4 protein-coding genes, 3 tRNA genes and 2 rRNA genes (1 of these 9 only partly in view) are annotated in these 6,008 nt (G+C 54.2%); all 9 read right to left on the reverse strand.

The window, feature by feature from the left end:
* Positions 1-17: 17 nt before the first annotated feature.
* Positions 18-1,211, reverse strand: a complete 1,194-nt coding sequence (tuf, locus tag QCL65_RS22810) for an elongation factor Tu (RefSeq protein WP_052909674.1) — start codon at positions 1,209-1,211, stop codon at positions 18-20.
* A gap of 83 nt (positions 1,212-1,294) precedes the next feature.
* Positions 1,295-1,370, reverse strand: a tRNA-Thr gene (locus QCL65_RS22815).
* Positions 1,371-1,394: 24 nt separating this feature from the next.
* Positions 1,395-1,468, reverse strand: a tRNA-Gly gene (locus tag QCL65_RS22820).
* Positions 1,469-1,491: 23 nt separating this feature from the next.
* Positions 1,492-1,576 (reverse strand) — tRNA-Tyr (locus tag QCL65_RS22825).
* A 144-nt stretch (positions 1,577-1,720) separates the two neighbouring features.
* Positions 1,721-2,146, reverse strand: coding sequence for a hypothetical protein (locus QCL65_RS22830; protein ID WP_407312865.1), 426 nt, complete (start codon positions 2,144-2,146; stop codon positions 1,721-1,723).
* Positions 2,147-2,153: 7 nt separating this feature from the next.
* The gene (locus QCL65_RS22835; RefSeq protein ID WP_407312867.1) at positions 2,154-2,903 is read right to left on the reverse strand and encodes a pantothenate kinase; all 750 of its coding nucleotides are present in this window, start codon (positions 2,901-2,903) and stop codon (positions 2,154-2,156) included.
* Positions 2,893-3,852: a bifunctional biotin--[acetyl-CoA-carboxylase] ligase/biotin operon repressor BirA gene (birA, locus tag QCL65_RS22840; protein ID WP_407312869.1), complete on the reverse strand. Its 960-nt coding sequence runs from the start codon at positions 3,850-3,852 to the stop codon at positions 2,893-2,895. Before birA ends, QCL65_RS22835 begins: the two co-directional genes overlap by 11 nt.
* Positions 3,853-3,988: 136 nt before the next feature.
* A 5S ribosomal RNA gene (gene rrf / locus QCL65_RS22845) occupies positions 3,989-4,104 on the reverse strand.
* A gap of 139 nt (positions 4,105-4,243) precedes the next feature.
* Positions 4,244-6,008, reverse strand: a 23S ribosomal RNA gene (locus QCL65_RS22850); it runs 1,128 nt beyond the window's last position.

The raw sequence follows: 6,008 nt of genomic DNA on the forward strand, positions 1-6,008 counted from the left end.
AAAGCTATTGCAACCGATTATTCGATGATTTTGGCTACGACGCCAGCGCCGACGGTACGACCGCCTTCACGGATAGCGAAACGCAGACCGTCTTCCATCGCGATGGTTTTGATCAGGGTAACAACCATTTTGATGTTGTCGCCTGGCATAACCATTTCAACGCCTTCCGGCAGTTCGCAGTTACCGGTCACGTCAGTGGTCCGGAAGTAGAACTGTGGACGGTAGCCTTTAAAGAACGGCGTGTGACGACCGCCTTCTTCTTTGCTCAGCACGTACACTTCAGCTTCGAACTTGGTGTGCGGCTTAACCGAACCTGGCTTGACCAGTACCTGGCCACGCTCAACGTCGTCACGCTTGGTGCCGCGCAGCAGCACGCCGCAGTTCTCGCCAGCACGACCTTCGTCGAGCAGTTTACGGAACATTTCAACGCCGGTGCAGGTGGTGACGGTGGTGTCACGCAGACCTACGATTTCCAGCGGATCTTGAACCTTGACGATACCGCGCTCGATACGACCGGTAACTACAGTACCGCGACCGGAGATCGAGAATACGTCTTCGATTGGCATCAGGAACGGCTTGTCGATCACACGGACTGGGTCTGGAATGTAGCTGTCCAGGGTCTCAACCAGTTTACGAACGGCAGTGGTGCCCATTTCGTTGTCATCTTGGCCGTTCAGAGCCATCAGCGCCGAACCGATGATGATCGGGGTATCGTCGCCTGGGAAGTCGTAAGTGCTCAGCAGGTCGCGCACTTCCATCTCAACCAGTTCCAGCAGCTCAGCGTCGTCAACCATGTCAGCCTTGTTCAGGAAGACAACGATGTACGGAACGCCTACCTGGCGGGACAACAGGATGTGCTCACGGGTTTGTGGCATCGGACCATCAGCGGCCGAGCAAACCAGAATAGCGCCGTCCATCTGCGCAGCACCGGTGATCATGTTCTTCACATAGTCAGCGTGACCTGGGCAGTCAACGTGAGCGTAGTGACGGATCAGCGAGTTGTATTCAACGTGCGCGGTGTTGATGGTGATACCACGAGCTTTTTCTTCCGGAGCGCTGTCGATCTTGTCGAAAGCAACGACGGCAGAACCGAATACTTCGGAGCAAACGCGAGTCAGTGCTGCAGTCAGCGTGGTTTTACCGTGGTCAACGTGACCAATGGTGCCAACGTTGACGTGCGGCAATGAACGATCAAATTTCTCTTTAGCCATCGGAACAGCTCCAATAAAAGAATTAGCAAGCTATGCAGACCATTAAAACAAAGGCGGATATTCACATATCCGCCTTTGAAAAATGGAGCTCTTGAGCGGATTCGAACCGCTGACCTCACCCTTACCAAGGGTGTGCTCTACCAACTGAGCTACAAGAGCGAAACACCCAGACAACAGTAAACTTGGAGCGGGTAGCGGGAATCGAACCCGCATCATCAGCTTGGAAGGCTGAGGTTCTACCACTAAACTATACCCGCAGAGCTTACTGCTATCGCAAAAATGGTGGAGGGAGAAGGATTCGAACCTTCGAAGTCGTAGACGTCAGATTTACAGTCTGATCCCTTTGGCCGCTCGGGAACCCCTCCTTAACTGGGCGGCATTTTCAACTCTTGCCACCACTCTGTCAAGCTTTTTCTCATTAAAATCTTGAGGTTAGCTGTTTTTGACAGTTGCTTCCCAGGTAGCGCTTGAAGCGGCATCCCTGTGAAGCGGGCGCCATTCTATGCAAACTAATCGACAGTTGCAATGCCTGTGCAGGGCATAATTTTCTGCTTCAGGTCGACGAGCTCCTTGACCAAGCCATCTAGCACCGCACCCTCCATTGCAGCACGGCTCGAAGGTTGCACCTGAAGCCAATGCCCTCCCCCGGCCTCACCACGCAACTCAACGGCGCGAGTCGCCACACCGCGAGCGTTCAGACGAGCGCCTACCTCAGTCAGTTTCGCCGCCTGAGAATAACCACCCAGGTACAAACACTGCTCTGCTTGCACACCTTCCTTGGCCGGACGAGATTCGCTCAGTAACTGAATATCTTGCCGCGCCCCTCGATACTGAGCCAACGGCGCGACCTCTTTGGCACGCAACGGCGCTTCTTGCTGATGCCAGATGTAGTAAAAAACGTTGAGCACCAGCAGCAACAGAAAAAACCAACGCATAATCACCTCACTGCAGTGGGCAAGCCAACGCTAGGCCCACGAATACCAAGTCTGGCGCGACTCTAGCTTCGGGAACTACGTCGCGAACCAAACTCGCATCACCCCCGGTCAAAAACACTACAAAGGCATCACCCAGCAGGGAACGGGCTTGCTCAACCTGGGTCAGCACAAAACCACGCAACATAAACGCGCAACCGCGCTCTACAGCCTCCACCGTAGAGCGGCCTGGCAGCATTTCCCGCACTGCCAGCTCGGCGGCTTCATCGTCATAACGAATTCGGCGCGTGTGGGTGCGCAACTGATTACGCATCAGTGTGAGGCCTGGGCAGATAAACCCGCCTAGATGCTCTCCAGAGCTCGAGACAAAGTCCGAGGTAACGGCAGTCCCTAGATCAATCACCAAGCATGCACCGCCTGCGAGGCGGTACCCCCCAACGAACGCAAGCCAACGATCCAGCCCTAGCCGATCGAATTCTTCATAACCGTTACTGACACCGGCGAGCACCCTGGCAGGCTGCGCGCGCTGGGTGGCCACGCCATAACGATCCTGAATCAGGGCGATCAACTGCAACGTTTCATCTTCTGTACGCACGCTAACCAAACGACTATGGCGCAAAGATAACCCAGCCAGCAGCGCCAAAGACGCCATAAGCTTTTCATCAGAATCCACCACTCCACCACCCAGCACACTGGATTGCAGCGAGTCGATGACTCTCCACTTGATAAAGCTATTGCCGCAATCGAGCTCAAGAATCATGTCGCAGCCTCAAGCTCAATTCGCCACCACTGAACAGTCTTTCCTCGTTACCTACCTGTAACCGCAAAGCGCCCTGCTTATCTACCCCCAACACTGTTCCATCCACTTGGTAACTACCAGCCACTAAGGACACTGACTGGCCCTGCCATAGGTGGTTATCTTGCCATTCCTCCTGCAGCCCCAAGAAGCCTTCTACGCGGTGGCGCCCTAGGTAATGGTTCAGATGACGAGTCAAATCTCCAGCTAATGCATTTCTATCGACCATCTCACCCAGCTGCAGGCGCATAGACGTCCAGGCCTGGTCGACCTCACCGGTGGCTAGCATGTTGACGTTGATACCAATCCCTATAACGACATGGCAAACATCGGCGGGGTCGCCTGCCAATTCCAAAAGAATACCGGCAAGCTTTTGCTTACCCAGCAGAATGTCGTTAGGCCATTTGAGGCCGGCTTTGGCCACACCTCGCTCGCGCAACGCCTTTAGTACGGCCAGTCCGACAACTAGACTTAGCCCCTCCAACTGCCCCATGCCGCCTTCCACGCGTAGGACAAGGCTGTAGTAGAGGTTCTCTGCGAAAGGGCTGACCCACTTGCGACCCCGCCTTCCCCGGCCTGCAGTCTGGCGCTCAGCGAGGACAATAAACGGCGCGGGACGCCCCGCCTGCATAATGCGCAAAGCTTCGGCGTTAGTAGAGTCGAGTGTTTCACTCAGCAGAAATGGCCAGTCCAGACCTGGAGTGCACGCCGCTAGCTGAGCGTTGTCGAGTAGCGACAATGGACTCGCCAGCTGGTAACCACGGCCGCGTACTTTATGGATGGGTAGGCTCAACTCCGCCTCCAGAAGCTGGAGACGCTTCCAGACGGCACTGCGACTAATACCCAGTGCCACCCCCAGTGCCTGCCCGGAGTGAAATCGCCCATCTTTGAGAAGGTTCAACAACGTCAACATGCCAGCTTCGCCTCACAATGAGGCACGCATGATAGCCACGAGCAGGCCAGTTGCCTATCTTGGGATAACAACGATTTTGCTGGCTACAAAAACAAAACCCCCACCTGCCTACGCAGATGGGGGTTTCGGAATTTAATCTTGACGATGACCTACTCTCACATGGGGAAACCCCACACTACCATCGGCGATGCATCGTTTCACTACTGAGTTCGGGATGGGATCAGGTGGTTCCAAGGCTCTATGGTCGTCAAGAAATTCGGGTACCGATGCGCTTACGCGTCTCGGCAAATCAGGTGTGTGATATCGGTGGTTTGTGAGTGCAAATTTTCGGACTCTGCAGTCTTCACAACACCGCAATCCGCTCTCTCGAGTCAAATTGCTTGGGTGTTATATGGTCAAGCCTCACGGGCAATTAGTATGGGTTAGCTCAACGCCTCACAGCGCTTACACACCCCACCTATCAACGTCGTAGTCTTCGACGGCCCTTTAGGGAACTCAAGGTTCCAGTGAGATCTCATCTTGAGGCAAGTTTCCCGCTTAGATGCTTTCAGCGGTTATCTTTCCCGAACATAGCTACCCGGCAATGCCACTGGCGTGACAACCGGAACACCAGAGGTTCGTCCACTCCGGTCCTCTCGTACTAGGAGCAGCCCCTCTCAAATCTCAAACGTCCACGGCAGATAGGGACCGAACTGTCTCACGACGTTCTAAACCCAGCTCGCGTACCACTTTAAATGGCGAACAGCCATACCCTTGGGACCGGCTTCAGCCCCAGGATGTGATGAGCCGACATCGAGGTGCCAAACACCGCCGTCGATATGAACTCTTGGGCGGTATCAGCCTGTTATCCCCGGAGTACCTTTTATCCGTTGAGCGATGGCCCTTCCATACAGAACCACCGGATCACTAAGACCTACTTTCGTACCTGCTCGACGTGTCTGTCTCGCAGTCAAGCGCGCTTTTGCCTTTATACTCTACGACCGATTTCCGACCGGTCTGAGCGCACCTTCGTACTCCTCCGTTACTCTTTAGGAGGAGACCGCCCCAGTCAAACTACCCACCATACACTGTCCTCGATCCGGATAACGGACCTGAGTTAGAACCTCAAAGTTGCCAGGGTGGTATTTCAAGGTTGGCTCCACGCAGACTGGCGTCCACGCTTCAAAGCCTCCCACCTATCCTACACAAGCAAATTCAAAGTCCAGTGCAAAGCTATAGTAAAGGTTCACGGGGTCTTTCCGTCTAGCCGCGGATACACTGCATCTTCACAGCGATTTCAATTTCACTGAGTCTCGGGTGGAGACAGCGCCGCCATCGTTACGCCATTCGTGCAGGTCGGAACTTACCCGACAAGGAATTTCGCTACCTTAGGACCGTTATAGTTACGGCCGCCGTTTACCGGGGCTTCGATCAAGAGCTTCGCTTGCGCTAACCCCATCAATTAACCTTCCGGCACCGGGCAGGCGTCACACCCTATACGTCCACTTTCGTGTTTGCAGAGTGCTGTGTTTTTAATAAACAGTCGCAGCGGCCTGGTATCTTCGACCGGCATGAGCTTACGGAGCAAGTCCTTCACCCTCACCGGCGCACCTTCTCCCGAAGTTACGGTGCCATTTTGCCTAGTTCCTTCACCCGAGTTCTCTCAAGCGCCTTGGTATTCTCTACCCAACCACCTGTGTCGGTTTGGGGTACGGTTCCTGGTTACCTGAAGCTTAGAAGCTTTTCTTGGAAGCATGGCATCAACCACTTCGTGTTCTAAAAGAACACTCGTCATCAGCTCTCGGCCTTAAGATCCCGGATTTACCTAAGATCTCAGCCTACCACCTTAAACTTGGACAACCAACGCCAAGCTGGCCTAGCCTTCTCCGTCCCTCCATCGCAGTAACCAGAAGTACAGGAATATTAACCTGTTTTCCATCGACTACGCTTTTCAGCCTCGCCTTAGGGACCGACTAACCCTGCGTCGATTAACGTTGCGCAGGAAACCTTGGTCTTTCGGCGTGGGTGTTTTTCACACCCATTGTCGTTACTCATGTCAGCATTCGCACTTCTGATACCTCCAGCCAGCTTCTCAACTGACCTTCACAGGCTTACAGAACGCTCCTCTACCGCATCATCCTAAGATGATACCCGTAGCTTCGGTACCTGGTTTGAGC

It is taken from the genome of Pseudomonas sp. nanlin1 (assembly GCF_045571515.1).
Taxonomy (GTDB): Bacteria; Pseudomonadota; Gammaproteobacteria; order Pseudomonadales; family Pseudomonadaceae; genus Aquipseudomonas.